General features: G+C 55.3%; 17 protein-coding genes and 1 riboswitch. Of the genes, 10 read left to right on the top strand and 7 right to left on the bottom strand.

The features are described from left to right. Nucleotides 1-143 precede the first annotated feature (143 nt). From NCTC9997_RS14965 to glyQ, 3 genes are all read right to left on the bottom strand, one after another. The gene (locus NCTC9997_RS14965; protein WP_039046353.1) at nucleotides 144-1,388 is read right to left on the bottom strand and encodes a valine--pyruvate transaminase; all 1,245 of its coding nucleotides are present in this window, start codon (nucleotides 1,386-1,388) and stop codon (nucleotides 144-146) included. A gap of 293 nt (nucleotides 1,389-1,681) precedes the next feature. Beyond that, a complete protein-coding gene (gene glyS / locus NCTC9997_RS14960; RefSeq protein WP_064978370.1) occupies nucleotides 1,682-3,754 on the bottom strand; it encodes a glycine--tRNA ligase subunit beta in 2,073 nt (690 codons plus the stop codon). Between the two features lies 1 nt (nucleotide 3,755). Beyond that, on the bottom strand, nucleotides 3,756-4,685 hold the full coding sequence (gene glyQ / locus NCTC9997_RS14955) for a glycine--tRNA ligase subunit alpha (RefSeq protein WP_010863024.1): 930 nt from the start codon (nucleotides 4,683-4,685) through the stop codon (nucleotides 3,756-3,758). A 90-nt stretch (nucleotides 4,686-4,775) separates the two neighbouring features. Between glyQ and NCTC9997_RS14950 the strand changes: the two genes are divergently transcribed. The 3 genes from NCTC9997_RS14950 (at nucleotide 4,776) to NCTC9997_RS14940 (ending at nucleotide 7,087) form a co-directional block, all read left to right on the top strand. Beyond that, a complete protein-coding gene (locus NCTC9997_RS14950; protein ID WP_064978369.1) occupies nucleotides 4,776-5,369 on the top strand; it encodes a DNA-3-methyladenine glycosylase I in 594 nt (197 codons plus the stop codon). Between the two features lie 81 nt (nucleotides 5,370-5,450). Beyond that, a riboswitch (yybP-ykoY riboswitch) is annotated at nucleotides 5,451-5,582 on the top strand. A 92-nt stretch (nucleotides 5,583-5,674) separates the two neighbouring features. Continuing rightward, nucleotides 5,675-6,220: a TMEM165/GDT1 family protein gene (locus tag NCTC9997_RS14945; RefSeq protein WP_225624440.1), complete on the top strand. Its 546-nt coding sequence runs from the start codon at nucleotides 5,675-5,677 to the stop codon at nucleotides 6,218-6,220. A gap of 201 nt (nucleotides 6,221-6,421) precedes the next feature. Further along, nucleotides 6,422-7,087 (top strand): OmpA family lipoprotein, encoded by a 666-nt coding sequence (locus NCTC9997_RS14940; RefSeq protein ID WP_010863027.1) that lies wholly within the window; start codon nucleotides 6,422-6,424, stop codon nucleotides 7,085-7,087. Between the two features lie 133 nt (nucleotides 7,088-7,220). On the opposite strand, the gene NCTC9997_RS14935 is transcribed toward NCTC9997_RS14940, so the two are convergent. After that, on the bottom strand, nucleotides 7,221-7,568 hold the full coding sequence (locus NCTC9997_RS14935; protein WP_010863028.1) for a RidA family protein: 348 nt from the start codon (nucleotides 7,566-7,568) through the stop codon (nucleotides 7,221-7,223). Nucleotides 7,569-7,848: 280 nt separating this feature from the next. Here NCTC9997_RS14935 and NCTC9997_RS14930 point away from each other — a divergent pair, with 280 nt between their 5' ends. Continuing rightward, nucleotides 7,849-8,118, top strand: coding sequence for a hypothetical protein (locus tag NCTC9997_RS14930; protein WP_047707427.1), 270 nt, complete (start codon nucleotides 7,849-7,851; stop codon nucleotides 8,116-8,118). A 37-nt stretch (nucleotides 8,119-8,155) separates the two neighbouring features. On the opposite strand, the gene tusA is transcribed toward NCTC9997_RS14930, so the two are convergent. After that, nucleotides 8,156-8,395, bottom strand: coding sequence for a sulfurtransferase TusA (gene tusA, locus NCTC9997_RS14925; RefSeq protein WP_010863030.1), 240 nt, complete (start codon nucleotides 8,393-8,395; stop codon nucleotides 8,156-8,158). 227 nt (nucleotides 8,396-8,622) lie between these two features. Between tusA and NCTC9997_RS15200 the strand changes: the two genes are divergently transcribed. Together NCTC9997_RS15200 and NCTC9997_RS14920 are read left to right on the top strand one after the other, a co-directional pair. After that, complete coding sequence (locus NCTC9997_RS15200; RefSeq protein WP_165807680.1) at nucleotides 8,623-8,796, top strand: hypothetical protein; 174 nt, start codon at nucleotides 8,623-8,625, stop codon at nucleotides 8,794-8,796. Between the two features lie 156 nt (nucleotides 8,797-8,952). Next, nucleotides 8,953-9,612, top strand: a complete 660-nt coding sequence (locus tag NCTC9997_RS14920) for a hypothetical protein (RefSeq protein ID WP_064978368.1) — start codon at nucleotides 8,953-8,955, stop codon at nucleotides 9,610-9,612. A 103-nt stretch (nucleotides 9,613-9,715) separates the two neighbouring features. On the opposite strand, the gene fadA is transcribed toward NCTC9997_RS14920, so the two are convergent. Both fadA and fadB read right to left on the bottom strand, forming a co-directional pair. After that, nucleotides 9,716-10,879, bottom strand: coding sequence for an acetyl-CoA C-acyltransferase FadA (fadA, locus tag NCTC9997_RS14915; RefSeq protein WP_064978367.1), 1,164 nt, complete (start codon nucleotides 10,877-10,879; stop codon nucleotides 9,716-9,718). A gap of 14 nt (nucleotides 10,880-10,893) precedes the next feature. After that, on the bottom strand, nucleotides 10,894-13,062 hold the full coding sequence (fadB, locus tag NCTC9997_RS14910; RefSeq protein ID WP_064978366.1) for a fatty acid oxidation complex subunit alpha FadB: 2,169 nt from the start codon (nucleotides 13,060-13,062) through the stop codon (nucleotides 10,894-10,896). A 328-nt stretch (nucleotides 13,063-13,390) separates the two neighbouring features. Here fadB and pepQ point away from each other — a divergent pair, with 328 nt between their 5' ends. Genes pepQ through hemG form a run of 4 tightly spaced genes read left to right on the top strand, consistent with a single transcriptional unit; the run spans nucleotide 13,391 to nucleotide 17,362 of the window. Beyond that, nucleotides 13,391-14,701: a Xaa-Pro dipeptidase gene (gene pepQ, locus NCTC9997_RS14905; RefSeq protein WP_064978365.1), complete on the top strand. Its 1,311-nt coding sequence runs from the start codon at nucleotides 13,391-13,393 to the stop codon at nucleotides 14,699-14,701. After that, entirely contained in the window at nucleotides 14,701-15,315 is a 615-nt protein-coding gene (locus tag NCTC9997_RS14900) for an IMPACT family protein (protein WP_064978364.1), read from the top strand. The genes pepQ and NCTC9997_RS14900 overlap by 1 nt, the downstream gene beginning before the upstream one ends. 35 nt (nucleotides 15,316-15,350) lie before the next feature. Then, nucleotides 15,351-16,805: a Trk system potassium transporter TrkH gene (gene trkH, locus NCTC9997_RS14895; RefSeq protein WP_010863037.1), complete on the top strand. Its 1,455-nt coding sequence runs from the start codon at nucleotides 15,351-15,353 to the stop codon at nucleotides 16,803-16,805. 2 nt (nucleotides 16,806-16,807) lie between these two features. After that, nucleotides 16,808-17,362: a menaquinone-dependent protoporphyrinogen IX dehydrogenase gene (gene hemG, locus NCTC9997_RS14890; RefSeq protein ID WP_064978363.1), complete on the top strand. Its 555-nt coding sequence runs from the start codon at nucleotides 16,808-16,810 to the stop codon at nucleotides 17,360-17,362. The last annotated feature ends 219 nt before the right edge of the window (nucleotides 17,363-17,581 follow it).

Below are 17,581 nucleotides of genomic sequence, written 5' to 3'. Positions count from 1 at the left end.
CGGCAAATTTAATCACGTTGACGCGTCGAGACGTGCCGGTTGGCAGAGCTAAAAAAGAGAGGTCGAGAAAAAAGCACCACGGCGCAGTGAGCTCCTTATCGGTGACTGCGCTGTGGTGTTGGGTGTGCGGTGTACGTGGCGGATCAGGCGCTGGCGCGGATCACTTCATCGGCGATGATCTTCAGGCCACGATCCAAGGTGGCGGCATCGGGGATCACGGTGATCCGGATGCATTGGCGCAAATGTGGCCACGGTGCATCCAGACCCAGCTCAAAGAAGCTGCCCGGCACCACAATCACTTTGCGCGCCTTGAGACGCTGGTACAGCTCATCGGTGCTGATGGTAAGTTTCGGGAACCACAGCCAGAGGAAAAATGCCCCTTCCGGACGATGCACCTGACAGAGCGAAGCCGACAGATGGCGCCGCAGCAGGTGTACCGCTTTATTGATTTTATTCTGGTAATACGGCCGGATGATGCTCTGGCACAGGTCGAGCAAATCGTTACGCTGGATCATCTCTTGCAGCAACAACGGGCCTAAGGCATTGACGGACAAACTGATGATGCTGTTGAGGTTACGAATAGCGCGGATAATCTCCGGCGCGGCGATCACCAGTCCGCAGCGGGTGCCCGGTAAACCGATTTTGGACAAGCTCATGCACAAGATAGTGTGGCTGTTCCACGGCAACGAGGCGCTGCTGTACAGCAAGTCGGGGAACGGTTGACCGTAGGCATTATCAATCAGCAGCGGAATATCATGTTGCTGCGCCAACTCGCTCAGGCGTTCGAGCTCACTATCGGTGATCACGTTGCCGGTGGGATTGGTTGGGCGTGAGACACAAATCAGGCCGGTATTGTCATCCAGCGGCAGGCGCTCGAAATCGATGTGGTATTTGAAAAAGCCATCATCCTGCATCTGAATATGCGGATGGGTCGAGATAAACTGACCGGCTTCTAAGCCAGCATCGGTATAGCCGATGTACTCTGGGTTAAGGGGAAATAACACTTTGCGTTGGCGACCGTGTGCATCATGGCCGGCAAACAGGTTAAACAGGTAGAAAAAGGCGCACTGGCTGCCGTTGGTCAGGGCAATGTTGTCGGGGGTGAGATCCCAGTCATACAGCTGATTAAATAGCCGACATAAGGTAGTGGCAAAATCCTCCCCACGTGGCGGAGGGCTGTAGTTACACACCAGCTCACGCAGCTCACCTTGCTGCTGCAGCGTGGCCAGTTGCTGTGCAATATACGCCTCTATTTCGGGGATGGAAGCGGGGTTGCCTCCGCCTAACATCACGGTATCGGCGCTGTAGATACCGTCTTCCAGATCGCTCATCATCTGGGTTACGCCGGCAGGACGCATGAATTTTTCGCCAAATTGCGAGAAGTGCATGAAGAGATCCTCAGCCTGAGACGGGCCGACTCATCAGGAGTCAGAGCCGGACAGGGATAACGTCAATCGAATAAAAAAGGTGCGATGCTGCTAACCATAGATCGTAGGGCGACGCTTGGCTATGGTTAGCGCGTTTTGCGTGGCCGTACTGTGTAACCAAGCATTACCGTGCGCTGTGCACCATGGCTGTGATTGCGGGTAGGCATGGGGATAAAAATGGATAGGTGGGCAGATAAGGACAGGGCATAAAAAAACCCCGCCGAAGCGGGGTTAGTCACGATGCTTACCGCTGATTATTGCAGTACGGAGATATCCGCCACTTGCAAGAACAGATCGCGCAGGGTGCTCAGCAGGGTCAGACGGTTGTTACGCAGGGCAACGTCATCTGCCATGACCATCACGCTGTCAAAGAAGGCATCGACCGGCTCGCGCAGAGCGGCCAGTTCAGTCAGCGCTTCTTGGTAGCGGCCTTCAGCAAACAGTGGCTGCAGCTTGGCAGACAGGCTCTGCACTTGCTCGGCCAGCGCTTTTTCAGCCGGCTCTTGCAGCAGGCTGCTGTCGATAGCACTTGGCAGCGCGCCTTCTACTTTCGCCAGAATGTTGGACACCCGCTTGTTGGCCGCCGCCAGTGCCGCCGCCGCATCCAGAGTACGGAAGTGCGATACCGCTTTCACTCGGGCATCAAAATCGGCTGGACGGGTAGGACGACGTGCCAGTACCGCTTGAATGACATCAACGCTGAAGCCTTCGTCTTGATACCAAGCGCGGAAACGGCCCAGCATGAAGTCGACCACGTCAGTGACCACGTTGGCATTGCTCAGCTTGTCACCGTACAGAGCTACCGCATGCTCGGTCAGTGCGGTCAGATCCAGTGGCAGGTCTTTTTCCACGATGATCCGCAGCACGCCCAATGTGGCGCGGCGCAGGGCGAACGGGTCTTTATCCCCTTTCGGGTGTTGACCGATACCGAAAATACCGGCCAGGGTATCCATCTTGTCGGCAATCGCGACGGCGCAGGCGACCGCTGAAGATGGCAGGGCATCGCCGGCAAAGCGCGGCATGTACTGCTCGTTCAGGGCTACCGCCACATCTTCGGCTTCGCCATCATGACGGGCATAGTGCATGCCCATGACGCCTTGGGTGTCGGTAAATTCGAACACCATGTTGGTCATCAGGTCACACTTAGACAGCAGACCGGCGCGGCGCGCGTGGTTTACATCGGCACCGATTTGGCTGGCGATGAAACCGGCCATCTGCTCGATACGATCAGTCTTGTCACGCAGGGTCCCCAGTTGCTGTTGGAACAGCACGGTTTCCAGACGTGGCAGGCGGTCGGCCAGCTTGTGCTTGAGGTCAGTCTTGAAGAAGAACTCCGCATCCGACAGACGTGGGCGCACCACTTTCTCGTTACCGCTGATGATTTGCTGCGGATCTTTGGACTCAATGTTGGTCACAAAGATGAAGTTTGGCAGCAGTTTGCCGTCGGCGGCGTAGACTGGGAAGTACTTCTGGTCACCTTTCATGGTGTATACCAGCGCTTCGGCTGGTACTGCCAAGAATTTCTCTTCGAACTTGGCAGTCAGCACCACTGGCCATTCCACCAGTGAGGTGACTTCTTCCAGCAGGCTTTCGCTGATGTCAGCTTTACCGCCCAGCTCTGCCGCCGCTTGCTCGGCATCACGCAGGATCAGCGCTTTACGCTCGGCATAGTCAGCAACCACTTTACCGCGCTGGCGCAGCAGCTCTGGGTATTGCTCGGCGTGTTCGATTTCAAACTCGGCTTCGCCCATGAAGCGGTGGCCGCGAATGACGCGATCGGAGTGGATCCCCAAAATGGTGCCTGGAACCAGCTCGTCATCCAGCAGCAGGGTGACGGTGTGCACTGGACGGATAAAGTAGGTGCTCTTGTCGCCCCAGCGCATTGGCTTTGGCATTGGCAGTTTGGCCAGCGCGCTGTCGACCATGTCGCACAGCAGCTCTTTGGCTGGACGACCGGCGACTACGGCGCGGTGCAGCAGCCATTCGCCTTTATCGGTCACCATACGCTCGGCTTGGTCGACGGTGATCCCGCAACCGCGCGCCCAGCCTTCAGCGGCTTTGGTCGGTTGACCATCCGCGCCAAATGCTTGGGCAACCGCAGGGCCGCGTTTTTCAATCTGCTGATCCGGCTGGGATTTTTGCAGGTCGATCACTTTCAGCGCCAGACGACGCGGCGCAGCAAACCACTGTACTGGGCCGTGCGCCAGATTGGCTTTATCCAGCTCGGCAGTGAAGTTAGCGGCAAAGGCTTCGGCCAGTGCGCGCAGGGATTTTGGTGGCAGCTCTTCGGTACCGATTTCTACCAGAAAGGTCGCTTGTTGCGTCATATCATTTCGCCTCTGCTGGGTGAGTTTCACGCTGACACATAGGGAAGCCCAGTGCCTCACGAGAGGCATAGTAAGCTTCGGCTACCGCTTTGGTCAGAGTACGGATGCGCAGGATGTAACGCTGACGCTCGGTCACCGAAATCGCTTTACGGGCATCCAGCAGGTTGAAGGAGTGCGCCGCCTTCAAAATGCGCTCATAGGCTGGCAATGGCAGTGGCTTTTCCAGATTCAGCAGGTGCAGGGCTTCTTTCTCGTACTGTTCAAAGCACTGGAACAGGAAATCCACATCGGCATGTTCGAAGTTATAGGTGGATTGCTCCACTTCGTTCTGGTGGAACACATCGCCGTAGGTGGTTTTACCCAGCGGACCGTCACTCCATACCAGATCGTAAACGCTGTCTACGCCCTGAATGTACATGGCCAGACGCTCAAGACCATAGGTGATCTCACCGGTGACCGGCTTACACTCCAGACCGCCGACTTGCTGGAAGTAGGTGAACTGGGTGACTTCCATACCGTTCAGCCACACTTCCCAGCCCAGACCCCAGGCACCCAGCGTTGGGTTTTCCCAGTTATCTTCCACGAAGCGGATGTCGTGGATGAGCGGATCGAGCCCCAGCTCTTTGAGCGAGCCTAAGTACAGCTCCTGAATGTTGTCAGGAGAAGGCTTGATGATCACCTGGAACTGATAGTAGTGCTGCAGGCGGTTTGGGTTTTCCCCGTAACGGCCGTCAGTTGGGCGGCGGGATGGCTGTACGTAAGCGGCTGCAATCGGCTCTGGGCCCAGTGCGCGCAGACAAGTCATCGGGTGGGAGGTACCGGCACCCACTTCCATATCGAGCGGCTGCACAATGGTGCAACCCTGACGGGCCCAGTAGTCCTGCAAAGTCAGGATCAGGCCTTGAAAGGTCTTAATATCGAACTTAGCCATAATTATGGATTGCCAATTCGCTGAGGTTGAGATAAAGGAAATTAGTATACCGTTTGCACAGCTTTAATAGAAACACTTAAAGGAGGCGGAATGCAGCGTTGCAACTGGGTGAGTGACGATCCTCTTTATCTGGCTTATCACGATCAGGAGTGGGGACGCCCTTTGTATGACGGCGACCGTCTGTTTGAACTGTTGTGTCTGGAAGGGCAGCAAGCGGGGCTATCTTGGATCACGGTACTGAAAAAGCGGGCGCACTACCGGCACTGCTTTTTCGGCTTTGCGGCCGGTCGCATGGCCGCGCTCAGTGAGGCGCAGTTGGCTGAATTCATGCAAGACAGCGGCCTGATTCGTAACCGGCGCAAGCTGGCCGCGCTGGTGCAAAATGCGCGTGCTTATTTGGCGCTTCAAGCGCAGGGAGAAGACTTCAGTACTCTGCTGTGGTCGTTTGTCGGTGGGCAGCCGCAGGTCAATCATTTTGCCAGCGCAGAGCAGGTGCCGGCCAGTACGCCGGCGTCAGTGGCGATGAGCAAGGCGTTGAAAAAGCGTGGCTTTACCTTTGTTGGCCCCACTATCTGTTACGCCTTTATGCAAGCGGCCGGTTTGGTGAACGATCATCTCACCTGCTGTGACTGGCATGCGCGCTGCAATGGTGCGCACTTTACTGACAAAGACGACAATCGGTAGTGAATCGCTGCTTGTTTCAGCGGTTTTTAGTCAGTAAAATGCCGGCGTTTCGTATCCTTTTCTCTGTTTCGGATACGTCTCTCTTCCGTCATGGGGGAGTAGTCTTTTGCAACATACGTTGCCGGTACGCCAGTACCTGTTCGGTGTAGCAAAGCTGTCGTCAACAAACTTGCCCGAAGGGCATGGCGGCAGCGGCCTCGCATCTTTGAGGTTGACGAGACCTATGGCTAACGACTGTAACCGCAGGGGCGGGGACAGCGTTACGCCATATGTTTACGTTGGCCCCCGCCCCTGATGAGTATGTCGTGTCGATAATTGCAACTTCCTTTGCTTCCGTGGCGTTGGCCGAAATGGGCGATAGAACCCAACTGCTGACTTTGCTGCTGGTGGCACGTTTTCGCAAACCTTGGTGGATTCTGGCTGCTATTGTTTGTGCCACTTTGTTTAATCACTTTCTGGCTGCCTGGATTGGGGTGGAGCTGAGCAACTATTTAACGCCGGAGATTATGCGTTGGGTAGTGGGCGTCGGCTTCCTGCTGATGGCCGGTTGGGTGCTGATCCCGGATAAAGATAACGGTGAAGTGAAGGGCGGGCATCCGTTCTGGACATCACTGGTGATCTTCTTTATTGCCGAGATTGGCGATAAAACCCAAATTGCGACCACGTTGCTTGGCGCGCGTTATGACAACGTGACGCTGGTGATGATCGGTTCGACCTTGGGCATGATTGCCGCTAATGCGCCGATGCTGTGGTTTGGTGAACGCTTAAGTCCGTACATGAAGTCGGATTGGGGCCACCGCGCGGCTGCGATGGTGTTTGCTGCACTCGGGATTATCACTTTGCTGTGGTAAACCGCCATTGAGCCTGCCGCTAGCGCGAAAGTGAGTATACAAAGTGTCAGGAATGCAGGCCTGCGCATGAAATGGGTTGCCAAACGCAGACCGAATTGATGCAATACGGCGCTTCAATGTCCCGTAGCGCTGGGCAAGGGGGGTCGGGTTACCGGCAACCCGTTTTTGTGCGCGTAGATGGAATAAGTTAGGTAAACAATAATGAGTAATAAAATCAAAGCGCTGGTTGGCGCTCTGTGTGTTTCCGTGGCTCTGTCCGGTTGTACCACGGTCAACCCGTACACCAATGAAGAGCAGACTGCGAAAGCAGCGAGTGGCTCTGCGATAGGTGCATTAGCGGGGGCATTGATTGGTGTGGCCTCTTCTTCCAAGAAAGATCGCGGTAAAGGTGCTTTGATTGGTGCCGCAGCCGGTGCAGCGCTGGGTGGTGGTATCGGTTATTACATGGATGTGCAAGAAGCGAAGTTGCGTCAGCAGCTGCGTGGCACCGGTGTGAGTGTGACCCGTGACGGTAACAACATCATCCTGAACATGCCAAACAACGTGACGTTTGATACCAACAGCACCAGCCTGAAGCCTGCCGGTATCAACACCTTAAGTGGTGTGGCCATGATCCTGAAAGAATACGAAAAGACCATGGTGAACATCATCGGTTATACCGACAGCACCGGTAAGCGCGCTTACAACATGCAGCTGTCTGAGCGTCGTGCGCAGTCTGTGGCATCAAACCTGATGATGCAGGGCGTGTCAGCTTCCCGTCTGCGTACCTACGGTGCCGGCCCGGATAATCCGATCGCCTCTAACAACACCGAAAGCGGCCGTGCGCAAAACCGCCGTGTTGAGATCACCTTAAGCCCAATCCAGTGATTTGGCTGCTACCGTAACTGGTAGAAAAAAACCGCTGTCACCGAAAGGGGCAGCGGTTTTTTTTATCTCTGCAGTTTCTTTACTTACCGACTGACAGAGAAGAAGGGAATGCCGGAGATGCGGACAATCGCGCTTAGCGCGCCGCCGTCAGCTGAATTTCGACGCGGTAACCCGGATCGGCCATCACTGCCTGCACACAGGCGCGCACCGGTGCACTGCCGCTCGGCAGCCAAGCATCCCACACCGCATTGAAGGCCGCGATCTCGCTGATATCTTTCAGATAAATGGTGGCCGACAGAATACGCGATTTGTCAGAGCCCGCTTGTTTTAGCAGCGCCTCTAGGCTGGCCAGTACCTCATGGGCTTGCCCGGTGATATCGGCATCCAGTTGGCTCGGCACTTCAACCAGATAAACGGTTTGATTGTGGATCACGATGTCTGACCAACGGGCCGTGGTGCCGATGCGTTCGATACTGCTCATGCACTCTCCTTGCTAAATATAAAACGGGATAGGGAAGGATGGCGGTGCTGGGCACTCGCCGATATCTGCCTGCTGCTTTGAGTCGGCAGCCTCTTGGCCGCTGATTATAGCTTGTCAGAAGGCGCTCGGCGTAAAGAGAAAATCACCGATTTGCGACCTGCGCGGCAGCCGACTGCGCGTAGGACTTCTACACTGAAGAGGGCTTCGGGAGTGAACGTGTCGAGAGTGCCAACACCCGATGCCGCTTTGGGTCAAGACCCATACCGATAAGGAGCAGCTTATGTGGCGACGTTTTCCACTGTTATCGGCGAAAAAGCAGTGTCTGTTTTTTCACTTTGCCTTTTTGCTCAACATGCTGGCGCTGATCTTAACCGATGCCGGCTTACCGCTGTTGATTGGCTGCCTGATCACCGGTTATTTAGCGTTGGAGTCGTGGATCCGCTGGCGTTACGTGCAGCCGCTGCGGGAAGAGAATCGCCGTCTGCGCCATCAGCTCAGTCAGCTGCAACAAAATCGTGCGGAATCGAGTGACAGCTGGCCGGAGGCATAGTCTGAATGCGCGAACGGTCTGTTAAGCGCTGTTTGCTTTACGCGCCTTTGCGGATCAGATAGCGATACGGCAGGCTCTCGGTTTGGGCCTCGAGCAACTGGTGATCCATAAAGCGGCAGAAGCTGGGAATATCGCGGGTGGTGGACGGATCGTCCGCCACAATCAGCAGTGTCTGCCCTGTGGTCAGATTGCGGATGGTTTTACGCACCATCATCACCGGCTCTGGGCAGCGTAGCCCTTGGGCATCCAGTGTGTGATCTGGGACAACGGAATTCATGCTACAGCAATCCTGCAAGTCAAAAGTCTGAGCGTTAATGCTGCCTGTGACTCTGCTCGCGCAGCGCCAGCGGTGGGCAGTGGATATGCGCAGTAGTTTAATGAGTAAACTCACACATCTCCAATCTTTAGCGTAAAAAAGGGGTAAATTGCCAACAGGCTAACAGCAAAAAATCTGCCATCGATTAGGGTAATCCTCAGGCTAGGCACTGCTGCGGGGATCCTCTCATGTTTACGTTGAATGACCGTCTCGCCATGTACGGCGCCCTGTGTTTCATCTCCACCAGCTTGCTGTTATTGCAATGGCTGGAAACATCCTGCTCACCACTTACGCTACTGGCACTGGTGGCTTCTGCGGTTGGGTTCGGTTTCGAGCGCGGTTTTTTATCAGCGGCGGACTGATCTCTTTCTTATTGATTAATAATATAAATATAAATTAATTGTCTGTTTTATCCGGCTGGGATTGGCTTTCATGGGTGTTCTTTATTTGAACTTGGTCACATAATTTGGCAACATTTTATGTAACTAAGCATGATTTGCACATCAATAGAGAACAGCATGAAGACTGATTTAGCAGTGGTCCTGCGCGCCTTAGTGGCGTTTGTGGCATTGGCGCTATGCGCTGCAGGCATGGTGGGATTACTCCGGCTGGATGTCTATTTCGATGCCCATAACCTGTCGGAGTTTTCTTGGGTGGAGCTGACCCAAGAGGTATTACTGTTTTTGCTGGTGTTGGGCTATTTTGCGCTGGCTCGGCATAGCCGCTTGTGGCGCCCAGCGGCGACCTTGGTGGGCGGATTTTTTGCCTGCTTGCTGATCCGCGAACTGGATGCTTTTTTGGATGTGGTGTTCCACGGCTTTTGGGTGGTACCGGCGCTGCTGGTGGCCGGTTTGGCGCTCAGCGTGGCGTGGAAAGAGCGAGCGGCTACTTTGCGCGGTTTGGCGATGATGGTACGCAGCCCGTTTTTTGGTGGCCTGCTGTGTGGTCTGGTGACCTTGCTGGTGTTCTCCCGTTTGATGGGGATGAGCAGTTTGTGGCAGATGCTGCTGCAAGACGGCTATGCGCGCATGATCAAAGAAACGGTGGAAGAGACGCTGGAGCTGTTTGGCTATATGCAGATTTTTGTCGCCAGTGCCGGCATTATCGGCCAAGCACTGCGGGTAGAACGCCATCACAACAGCCTGTGTGCGGCGGATGAAAGGCTCACCCGATTTTAATGGGGGGTGAACTCTTGCCGCGCATAGATTCGGGGAAGCGTGCTGCGTAAACGAACAACGGCAGGATCTGGGTCCTGCCGTTTTGTTTTACTGCGCGCGAGATTTACACGCGCTCAAAGACGGTGGCAATCCCCTGACCTAACCCGATACACATGGTCGCCAGACCAAACTGAGCATCGCGCGCTTCCATCAGATTAATCAAGGTGGTGGAGATCCGCGCGCCAGAGCAACCAAGTGGGTGACCCAAGGCAATCGCGCCGCCGTTGAGGTTGACCTTGTCGTCCATCACCTCCAGCAAGCCTAAGTCTTTCACGCACGGCAAGCTTTGGGCGGCGAAGGCTTCGTTTAACTCGACCACATCGATATCGGCGATCGTTAAACCGGCGCGCTGCAGCGCTTTGCGGCTGGCCGGTACTGGGCCATAACCCATGATGGACGGGTCACACCCGGCAATCGCCATCGCTTTGATGCGCGCACGGATCGGGAGGCCTAATTCACGGGCTTTATCCTCGCTCATCAGCAGCATCGCGGCAGCGCCATCAGACAGCGCCGACGACGAGCCCGCGGTGACAGTGCCGTTGACCGGATCAAAGGCCGGACGCAAGGTGCTGAGTGACGCCACGGTGGTTTCCGGTCGGATCACTTCATCAACATCGAACAACGTCAACGTGCCGTCGGCATCATGGCCCGTCAGCGGGGCAATTTCAGCCTTGAAGCGGCCTTCGACGGTGGCTTGATGGGCGCGCTGGTGCGAACGCGCAGCAAACTCGTCTTGCATCTGGCGGCTAATGCCGTGCAGGCGACCGAGCATCTCGGCGGTTAAGCCCATCATCCCCGCGGCTTTGGCCACGGAGCGTGACAACCCAGGATGGAAGTCGACGCCGTGCGACATCGGCACATGCCCCATGTGCTCGACCCCACCAATCATGAAGATCTCACCATCGCCGGTCATGATGGCGCGGGTGGCATCGTGCAGCGCTTGCATCGAAGAGCCGCACAAGCGGTTCACCGTGACCGCGCCCACGGAGTGCGGGATCCCCGCCAGCAGTGAGGCGTTACGGGCAATGTTAAAGCCCTGCTCCAGAGTTTGCTGCACGCAACCCCAATAAATATCTTCCAGTGCCGTAGGGGCCACTTGCGGATTACGGCGCAGCAGTTCGCGCATCAGATGTGCCGATAAATCTTCGGCTCTCACATGACGAAATGCCCCACCCTTAGAGCGGCCCATCGGGGTGCGTAGGCAGTCAACAATGACAACGTTTTTCATGTTCAATTTCTCCCTCAGGCCGGCAGGCGATGGCGCGGATAATAAGTGTCGTTACGGCTGGCTTTATCACGCAGTCCATCCGGAACCTGATACAAGGCGCCCAGCGCACTTAAGGCATCGGCCTGTGCCACATAGTGAGCGCTACCGAGGCTATCCAGATAACGGCAGGCACCGCCACGGAACGGTGGGAAGCCCAAGCCATAAATCAGTGCCATGTCCGCTTCGGCGGCGCTACCGATAATGCCTTCTTCCAAGCAGCGCACCACTTCGTTGACCATCGGGATCATCAAACGGGCGATAATCTCTTCGCTGCTAAACTCGCGCCGTGGCGCGCATACCTCGCTCAGCAAGGTGTAGGTGGCGGGATCGGCCTCTTTCTTCGGCTTGCCCTTGGCATCTTGGGTATAGCGATAGAAGCCTTGTCCGTTTTTCTGGCCAAAACGCTGCAACTCGAACATCACGTCGACCGCATCGCGGTAATCTTTTTGCATCCGCTGCGGGAAACCGGCTGCCATCACCGCTTGGGCGTGATGCGCGGTATCCATCCCCACCACATCCAACAAATAGGCCGGGCCCATAGGCCAACCAAATTGTTTTTCCATCACTTTGTCGATTTGCTGGAAGTCAGCGCCATCGCGCAGCAGCAGGCTAAAGCCAGCAAAATACGGGAACAGGACGCGGTTGACGAAAAAGCCCGGGCAGTCATTCACTACAATCGGTGATTTGCCCATTTTGGCGGCATACGCCACTACGCGGGCGATGGTCTCTTCAGAGGTGCGCTCGCCACGGATGATCTCAACCAATGGCATCCGGTGTACCGGATTGAAAAAGTGCATGCCGCAGAAGTTTTCTGGCCGCTGCAGGGCACTGGCCAGCACGTTAATCGGGATGGTGGAGGTGTTAGACGTCAGCACGGCGTCGGTTGGCAGCAATTGCTCAACTTCGGCCAGTACGCTTTGTTTGATTTTCGGGTTTTCCACCACCGCTTCGACCACGATATCGCTACGTTCGATACCGGCGTAGTTGAGGCTTGGCGTGATGGCGGTCAGGGTTTGCGCCATCTGCAGGCCGCTGATTTTGCCTTGCTCGCGCTGTTTATCCAGCAATTTGGCTGCTTCGGTCATCCCTAACGTGAGGGATTTTTCGCTGATGTCTTTCATCAGAACCGGTACGCCTTTGAGAGCGGACTGGTAGGCAATGCCGCCGCCCATAATGCCTGCGCCCAGTACTGCGGTATGCGCAGTGGGTTTGCCAGCTTTGGCCGCTTGCTTGGCTTTGCTTTTCAGCAACTGATCGCCCAAGAAGATCCCCACCAACGCGGTGGCAACATCGGATTTGGCCAGTGGAATAAAATGGCGGGTTTCAATTTCTAGCGCCGCATCGCGCGTACAGCGCGCCGCTGCTTCCACACTACTGACGGCGGCCAGTGGTGCCGGATAGTGTTTGCCGGCAATTTGCAGCACCATCGCTTTAGCGGTGCTAAAACTCATGGCCGCTTCGGTGGCATTGAGGGCCAGTGGTTGCAGTTTGACCTGTCGGCGTGCTTGCCAGTTTAACCGACCGGCTATCGCTTCGTTGAGCATTTGCAGCGCCGCAGCATGCAGTTTATCGCTGGCGACCACCGCATCCAGAATACCCAGCTTTAAGGCCGCATCAGCGCCGATTTCTTTACCGGCGGTGATCAGCTCCAGTGCGCTATCGGCGCCAATCAGGCGAGGCAAACGCACGGTGCCGCCAAAGCCCGGCATGATGCCGAGTTTGGTTTCTGGCAGACCGACTCGCGCTTGGCTATCACCGATGCGCAAATCGGTGGCCAGCACGCACTCTAATCCCCCGCCGAGGGCAATCCCATTGACGGCGCAAACGGTGGGAACCGGTAGATCTTCCAGCTGATTGAAAATGGCATTGGCTCGTGCCAGCCAGCGTTGCAGCTCCTCTTCTGGCAATGCAAACAGACCGAGGAATTCGGTGATGTCAGCGCCGACAATAAAAGAGTCTTTGGCTGAGCTGACCAACAGACCTTGCAGGGCGGTTTGCCCTTGCAACAGCTCCAGCGCTTCACCGAGGCTGGTTAAGGTCTGCAGATCGAATTTGTTGACGGCGGCGGACTGGGCGGAAAATTGCAGTTCGGCAATCCCGTCAGTCAGCCAGCGCAGGGTCAGGGTTGGGCTTTGATAAAGCATCTTCTATCTCCAGAGCCGGATCTCTCCGGGGGCAACACTGGCCGCAGCCAGCAGAGGGTACGCACCGGATAACGAGCCAGTGTCATATTTTTAACCAGTGTGCTTTCAAATTAACAATATTTCAACACTCATTTAAAACATTTGTTTAATTTTTTGTTAACCATGAGGAGGCTCGTTTCAGCGGCGAAAAACCGCAATATCCGCAGAGGGCGATGTGGGGATTTTGTTCTGATTGACGGGCAAGGTTACGCGATGGCCGAAGCGCCACAGGGCACATTGGCTGTGCTACTATGGGAATTCAGTGATGAATAGAAGAAAGGGTATTTTCATGGAACACGCTTACCGCGCGCATATTGCCGAGCTACAGAGTCGCACCCGGGCCGTATTGGAACGTGACCAGCTGCAAGGGCTGCTGATCCACTCCGGAGAGCCGATTTACGCATTTCTGGATGACAATACTTATCCGTTTAAGGTTAATCCACATTTCAATGCGTGGTTACCGCTGACGAATGTGCCGCATTGCTGGCTGCAAGTCGATGGCGTGAATCGCCCGCGCCTGTTCTTCTATTCTCCGGTGGATTATTGGCATGCGGTCGAGCCAGTACCGCAAGAGTACTGGGCAGAAGAGTTTGAGATAGTCGTGCTGCGCCAACCGCGTGACATAGAGCAGTATCTGCCGGCGGCGCGCGCCGAGTGGGGCTACATCGGCTCGAGCGAGCAGTTGGCTCGTGACGCCGGGATTGGTCAGATTAACCCGCCAGCGTTACTTAATACGCTGCATTATCAACGCGCTTACAAAACTGATTACGAGTTGCAGTGTATGCGCAGCGCCCAGAAGATTGCCGTCGATGGCCACCGTGCAGCGCACGATGCCTTTATGGCCGGCATGAGCGAGTTTGATATCAACTTGGCGTATCTGGCGGCTACCGGTCAAAGTGATACTGAGGTGCCGTACACCAATATCGTGGCTTTGAATCAGCATGGCGCGATTTTGCACTACACCACCTTGCAGCGTAAAACCCCCGCCAGCAGCGACAGCTTCTTGCTGGATGCGGGCGCGACCTTTAACGGTTATGTCGCCGATATCACCCGTACCTACGCCCGCGAAGAGAATGATTTTGCTGCGCTGATCCGCGATATGCATCGTCATCAGCAAGAGCTGATTGCCACGATTGAACCGGGCCAGCGCTACCCTGATCTGAATCTGCAGATGCACCAGCGCATTGCGCGCATGCTGCGTGAGCACGATATTGTGCGTCTCAATGAAGAAGATATGGTTAACGAAGGGCTGACTGGCAGCTTCATGCCACATGGTTTGGGTCACTTACTGGGCCTGCAAGTGCACGATGTGGCAGGTTTCATGCAAGATGAACAAGGCACCCATCTGGCTGCGCCAGCGGCCTATCCGGCCCTGCGTTGTACGCGGGAACTGGCGCCGCGCATGGTGCTGACTATCGAGCCGGGTTTGTACTTCATTGATTCTTTGCTGGAGCCTTGGAAAAACCACGCGCTGAACAGCCACATTAACTGGGCACGCATCGATGCGCTGCGTCCATTTGGTGGGATCCGTATTGAAGACAATATCGTGATCACCGAAGGCGGCATTGAAAACCTGACGCGGGATCTGGCACTGAACTGATGGCGCACTACCCCATTCCGGCCGCTGCGGTCGAGTTTGCTGAAGAAATAAAGAAAAGTCGCTTTATCACCTTACTGGCACATACCCCGGGCAGCGAGCAGGCCCGGGCCTTTGTTCAGGCGGCGAAAGCGGCTCACCCTCAGGCTCGGCATCACTGCTGGGCATTTGTGGCCGGTGCGCCGACTGACTCGCAGCAGCTGGGCTTTTCCGATGATGGTGAGCCTGCGGGCACCGCCGGTAAACCGATCCTTAACTGTCTACTGGGGAGTGGGGTCGGTGAGCTGACGGCGGTGGTAGTCCGCTATTACGGTGGGATCCGTCTCGGTACCGGTGGTTTAGTGCGGGCCTACGGCAATGGGGTACAACAGGCATTAAAGCTGCTGACCACGGTAGAGAAAGTTGAGCGGCAAGCCTTTTACTTAACCTGTGACTATGCTCAGTTAAGTTTGGTGGAAACCTTATTGGCGGCGTATGACGGTGAGAAGCAGGAGGTGGAATTTGGCGGCAATATTCGTTTGCGTATCGGTTTGCCTGCGGAGCAGGTCACCCTTTTTGCTCAAGCGCTCAAAGATCGCACCCGCGGTGGCTTGATCTTGCAGACATTGTCTGAATAATTCCCCCTCCGTTTTCGTCCAAGGATAGCTTTTGCATGCAGTTGCGCTCTATTACCCGAATCGTTGGCATGCTGATCATGCTGTTTTCCGTCACCATGTGCGTTCCGGCGCTGGTGGCGCTGCTGTACCGCGACGGTTCGGGCACCGCGTTTATGACCACCTTTGTCACCGCTGTGGTGATCGGTGCGCTGCTGTGGTTTCCTAATCGCCGGCATAAGCATGAGCTCAAATCCCGCGATGGCTTTGTGATTGTGGTGCTGTTCTGGACGGTGCTCGGCAGTGTGGGGGCGTTGCCCTTCATCTATTCCGCGGAGCTGCCGCTGAGTTTTACCGATGCATTCTTTGAATCTTTCTCAGGCCTAACGACCACCGGTGCGACGGTGATTGTCGGGCTGGATAACCTGCCCAAAGCCTTACTGTTTTATCGTCAAATGCTGCAGTGGTTAGGCGGCATGGGGATCATTGTGTTGGCGGTGGCGATTTTGCCGCTATTAGGCGTCGGGGGGATGCAGCTGTACCGGGCCGAAATGCCGGGGCCGCTGAAAGACAACAAGATGCGTCCGCGTATTGCTGAAACGGCCAAAACCTTATGGCTGATTTACGTATTACTGACCATCGCCTGCGCCTTGGCTTTTTGGTTGGCGGGGATGTCCGGCTTTGATGCCATCAGTCACAGTTTTGCCACTATCGCGATCGGCGGCTTTTCCACCCACGATGCCAGTATCGGCTACTTTAATAGTCCGGCGATCAACATTATTACTGGGGTCTTTTTAATCATCGCTGGGTGTAACTTCTCGCTGCACTTTTCGGCGCTCACCAGCCGTACCCCGTGGCGTTTGTATTGGCGCGATCCAGAATGCCGCTTTTTCCTGCTGGTTCAGCTGAGCCTGACGCTGATTTGCTTTGCCGTGTTGATGAATAAGCAGGTGTATGACACTTGGCAGCTGGCGCTGGATAACGCGTTTTTCCAATCGGTTTCTATCAGTACCACCGCCGGCTTTTCTACCGCCAGCTTTGCAGACTGGCCACTGTTCTTGCCGCTGCTGTTATTATTCTCTTCCTTTATTGGTGGCTGCGCCGGCTCGACCGGCGGCGGCTTGAAAGTGATCCGCATTCTTTTACTGTGCTTGCAGGGCAACCGCGAATTAAAGCGTCTGGTGCACCCCAGCGCGGTCTACTCGATAAAACTGGGCCGCCGCGCCCTACCGGAGCGCATCATTGAAGGGGTGTGGGGATTTTTCTCCGCCTATGCCTTGGTGTTTATGCTTTGCTTGCTGGCCGTGATTGCCACAGGGGTGGATGAGTTGACCGCCTTTTCGGCCGTGGCCGCCAGTTTGAACAACTTAGGTCCGGGCCTAGGCTCGGTCGCCCCGCACTTTGCTGACCTGAATAACAGCGCGAAATGGATTTTGGTGGTCGCGATGCTGTTTGGCCGCTTGGAAGTGTTTACCCTGTTGGTCTTGTTTACCCCAACATTCTGGAAAAACTGATCATGGCTCAGACTTATTTATTGCTCTATTCCAGCACGGACGGACAAACCTTAAAAATCATGCAGCATATTGCTGCGCAGCTGCAACAGCAGGTGCCTGATTGTCAGGTATGTCTGCATGATGTGCAGCAGCCGTTACAACCACAGTGGGCAGAGTACCGTGCCGTGGTGATTGGTGCCTCGATTCGTTATGGGCACTTTAGCCGTCAGGTGCAGCGCTGGATAGCGCAATACCAGCGCGAATTGCAGCAATTACCAACCGCCTTTTTCGGGGTGAACTTAACGGCGCGTAAACCGGAGAAGAGCACGCCGGAGACCAACGCCTATGTGCGTAAGTTCTTGCAGCGTTCTGTGTGGCAGCCTACCGTGGCCGCGGTCTTTGCTGGCGCGCTTTATTATCCGCGTTATCGCTGGTTTGACCGTGTGATGATCCAATTCATTATGCGCATGACCGGTGGTGAAACCGATCCAAGTAAAGAAGTGGAATATACCGACTGGAATAAAGTCAGCGAATTTGCGCAAAAAATCGCTGTTTTAGCCCCTTCGGCGCAGGCCTAAGACCTGAAAAGTGTGTTTTTTTGCCGTTTTGGATGAAAATGCAGCGGGCGAATTGTTTTTCTCACTTTTCCCTTGCGCCCGCCGCAAAACGCCCTATAATGCGACCCCACTGACACGGCAGTTGTGATGCAAATCACTGATTGGCCTGCAGTAATGAATATCGGCTCTTGAGAAAATTCAAAACATTTTCTTGACAGCGAAACAGGATTGCGGAATAAT

This window comes from Plesiomonas shigelloides (assembly GCF_900087055.1).
GTDB lineage: Bacteria > Pseudomonadota > Gammaproteobacteria > Enterobacterales > CAMTGL01 > Plesiomonas > Plesiomonas shigelloides.
The sequence above is the reverse complement of the archived record's forward strand: the minus strand, read 5'-3'. Positions and strand labels throughout refer to the sequence as shown.

Bases quoted from the DNA above. Each gene is read 5' to 3' on its own strand.
- NCTC9997_RS14965 (WP_039046353.1), bottom strand. From the start codon at position 1,388: ATGCACTTCTCGCAATTTGGCGAAAAATTCATGCGTCCTGCCGGCGTA.
- glyS (WP_064978370.1), bottom strand. From the start codon at position 3,754: ATGACGCAACAAGCGACCTTTCTGGTAGAAATCGGTACCGAAGAGCTG.
- glyQ (WP_010863024.1), bottom strand. From the start codon at position 4,685: ATGGCTAAGTTCGATATTAAGACCTTTCAAGGCCTGATCCTGACTTTG.
- NCTC9997_RS14950 (WP_064978369.1), top strand. From the start codon at position 4,776: ATGCAGCGTTGCAACTGGGTGAGTGACGATCCTCTTTATCTGGCTTAT.
- NCTC9997_RS14940 (WP_010863027.1), top strand. From the start codon at position 6,422: ATGAGTAATAAAATCAAAGCGCTGGTTGGCGCTCTGTGTGTTTCCGTG.
- NCTC9997_RS14935 (WP_010863028.1), bottom strand. From the start codon at position 7,568: ATGAGCAGTATCGAACGCATCGGCACCACGGCCCGTTGGTCAGACATC.
- NCTC9997_RS14930 (WP_047707427.1), top strand. From the start codon at position 7,849: ATGTGGCGACGTTTTCCACTGTTATCGGCGAAAAAGCAGTGTCTGTTT.
- tusA (WP_010863030.1), bottom strand. From the start codon at position 8,395: ATGAATTCCGTTGTCCCAGATCACACACTGGATGCCCAAGGGCTACGC.
- NCTC9997_RS15200 (WP_165807680.1), top strand. From the start codon at position 8,623: ATGTTTACGTTGAATGACCGTCTCGCCATGTACGGCGCCCTGTGTTTC.
- NCTC9997_RS14920 (WP_064978368.1), top strand. From the start codon at position 8,953: ATGAAGACTGATTTAGCAGTGGTCCTGCGCGCCTTAGTGGCGTTTGTG.
- fadA (WP_064978367.1), bottom strand. From the start codon at position 10,879: ATGAAAAACGTTGTCATTGTTGACTGCCTACGCACCCCGATGGGCCGC.
- fadB (WP_064978366.1), bottom strand. From the start codon at position 13,062: ATGCTTTATCAAAGCCCAACCCTGACCCTGCGCTGGCTGACTGACGGG.
- pepQ (WP_064978365.1), top strand. From the start codon at position 13,391: ATGGAACACGCTTACCGCGCGCATATTGCCGAGCTACAGAGTCGCACC.
- NCTC9997_RS14900 (WP_064978364.1), top strand. From the start codon at position 14,701: ATGGCGCACTACCCCATTCCGGCCGCTGCGGTCGAGTTTGCTGAAGAA.
- trkH (WP_010863037.1), top strand. From the start codon at position 15,351: ATGCAGTTGCGCTCTATTACCCGAATCGTTGGCATGCTGATCATGCTG.
- hemG (WP_064978363.1), top strand. From the start codon at position 16,808: ATGGCTCAGACTTATTTATTGCTCTATTCCAGCACGGACGGACAAACC.